The organism is Kitasatospora sp. NPDC036755, assembly GCF_040636595.1.
GTDB lineage: Bacteria > Actinomycetota > Actinomycetes > Streptomycetales > Streptomycetaceae > Kitasatospora.
In genome coordinates this window covers 1-1,982 of sequence record NZ_JBEZUT010000626.1, presented here as the reverse complement: position 1 = coordinate 1,982, position 1,982 = coordinate 1, and the positions used below count along the sequence as shown (strand labels likewise).

Annotated in this window: 3 protein-coding genes and 1 pseudogene; 2 read left to right on the top strand and 2 right to left on the bottom strand. The window is 69.7% G+C overall.

The window, feature by feature from the left end:
• Both AB0E96_RS40665 and AB0E96_RS40660 read right to left on the bottom strand, forming a co-directional pair.
• A pseudogene (locus AB0E96_RS40665) lies at positions 1-251 on the bottom strand (hypothetical protein); the annotation flags it as partial.
• A 66-nt stretch (positions 252-317) separates the two neighbouring features.
• Positions 318-1,055 carry a GntR family transcriptional regulator gene (locus AB0E96_RS40660; protein ID WP_359831824.1) on the bottom strand — a complete coding sequence of 246 codons (738 nt, stop codon included), beginning with the start codon at positions 1,053-1,055 and terminating at the stop codon, positions 318-320.
• A 323-nt stretch (positions 1,056-1,378) separates the two neighbouring features.
• On the opposite strand from AB0E96_RS40660, the gene AB0E96_RS40655 reads away from it, so the two are divergent.
• Together AB0E96_RS40655 and AB0E96_RS40650 are read left to right on the top strand one after the other, a co-directional pair.
• On the top strand, positions 1,379-1,609 hold the full coding sequence (locus AB0E96_RS40655; RefSeq protein ID WP_359831822.1) for a hypothetical protein: 231 nt from the start codon (positions 1,379-1,381) through the stop codon (positions 1,607-1,609).
• Positions 1,609-1,788 (top strand): hypothetical protein, encoded by a 180-nt coding sequence (locus tag AB0E96_RS40650; protein WP_359831820.1) that lies wholly within the window; start codon positions 1,609-1,611, stop codon positions 1,786-1,788. The genes AB0E96_RS40655 and AB0E96_RS40650 overlap by 1 nt, the downstream gene beginning before the upstream one ends.
• The last annotated feature ends 194 nt before the right edge of the window (positions 1,789-1,982 follow it).

Below are 1,982 nucleotides of genomic sequence, written 5' to 3'. Positions count from 1 at the left end.
GCTGCCGGGTAGGGGCGCTGGATCAGGGTCAGGCCGAGCATGGCGACGCCGAGCACCAGGACGACGCCCTCCCCGCCGGCGACGAGCGACAGGGCGCGGCCGGAGTCGTGGAACACCGCCTCGGCGTTGCTGTAGGTGCCGTACGCCCCGGCCACACCGACAGCGGCGCAGATCAGGAACAGGGCTGCGAACAGGAGGCCGGTCGGCCAGCCGATGGTGCGCGGTCGGTCATACTTCGTGGTGTGGGACACGGGTACCTCCGTGGATCACGGGGCCGCTCCGGGGTACAGCCGGGCGGCCCGCTCCTGTTTCTGGGCTCAGTCCTGGTTGTCCGCGGTGTACTCGACGGCCAGCACGACGTGGCGCGGCCACCAGGTGGTGCCGTACTCGATGACGCCGAGGCCGTCGTGCCTAACCGTGGTCCGCTCCAGGAGCGGCTCGCGCGGCGGCACGCCGAACAGCTTCGACTGTTCGAGGGTGGTCAGGTCCACAGTGAAGCGGTCGGCGGTGATCTCCGTTTGGCGGCCCGTCGCGGCCTCGATGCGTGCGACGTTCCCCGGCGGGGTGGACTCGGTCGTGAGCAACTCGGGTACCAGGTCGGCGAGTTCAGCCGGGAACCATGAGTGGCTCATGCGGATGACCCGGTCACCCCGTCGCACCAGGCCCCGGCGCAGGATCGCCGGGGTGCCGGGCTCGACGCCGAGGATGTCGGCCTCGTGCCCGCGGGTCCGTGTCAACTCAGCGGACAGGATGACCGCTTCGTCGGTGTCGGCGTACGTCTCCCCGCGCTGGCGGGTGCCGCTGACCTGGACCCTCAGCGTGGCGAAGTCATGCGGCCGGAAGCTGGCCTGGTAGCCCAAGCCCTGCACCGGAGAGGCGTAGCCCTCCATCTGGAGGGTCTTCAAGGCTCGTTGGGCGGTCTTGGTGGCGACGTGCCACTGCTCCGCGATCTGCCGGACGGAGGGCAGTTTCTGCCCGTCCGCGATCTTCCGGTCGGCGATGAGCCGGCGGTAGTGGTCCGCGATCGCTTGGTAGCCCACAGATTCGGGCGCCAATTCGAACACTTCCTTGCATTTGTGACGGCGGGTCAAGGCCCTTGCCTGACCCGGAGGTCTACTGCTACAAAGTGCTGTAGTACCTCAGTACCACAGCGTAGTACCTTGGTACCTATGTAGCGCAAGTACCCGTCACAAATGCCCCGCCCGCTCACCTTCCACAGATCCCGGGCGGGGCTGTGACCAGCGGAAATTCCTCCGAGAGAGGTGCCAGTCATGGCCCACGCTACCCCGGTTCCCCCGATCACCCCGAAGGACCGCACCCAGGCCGGCGACGCCGCCGGTCGCCACCTGGACAACCTGTCCGGCAAGGGCGGTGCCCGATGAGCAAGCTCAGCCACCTGCCCGGCCTCGGCGACCTCGACGCCGAGGGCGTCGGCTACCGCGTCATCGAGCCCATCACCGTCGACACCGTCCGCTCGATGGTCAAGGCGAAGATCTTCAGCCGCGTCGAGATCAGCGACGGCGGCGGCGGCAACGCCCGCTTCTCCGCCATGTACTGGCACAACGGCTCGCCGATCGTCATCACCGGCCGGATCGCGGGTGACTCCTGATGGCCCTCTTCCGCCGCGAGTCGAAGCCGTCCTCCAAGACGGACACCCCCGACCACGTCGACACCAGCACCGGCCGCCCGTGGACTGGCGCCGACTACGACGAGGCGCGCGCCAACGGCCGCCTGGTCCACGCCCCCCGCACGACCAACAGCCGCGACAGCCTCGGCCGCCGCTCCTGACCTGACCCGCCGTCGGGCCCGGCTCCGGCCGGGCCCCCTCCCTGAGAGGACAACCGATGAGCTACTGGATCTGCCTGCTGCTGATCCTCGGCGACGCCGGGCTTGCCCTGTTCGGCCTGTACGCCCTGGCCCGCCAGCGGGGGTGGCTGCGGTGACGACGCCCCCGCCTCCCACCGAGCCGCCCACGGTCGGCA

Coding starts and splice junctions, on each gene's coding strand:
- AB0E96_RS40650 (WP_359831820.1), top strand. CDS start 1,609: ATGGCCCTCTTCCGCCGCGAGTCGAAGCCGTCCTCCAAGACGGACACC.
- AB0E96_RS40655 (WP_359831822.1), top strand. CDS start 1,379: ATGAGCAAGCTCAGCCACCTGCCCGGCCTCGGCGACCTCGACGCCGAG.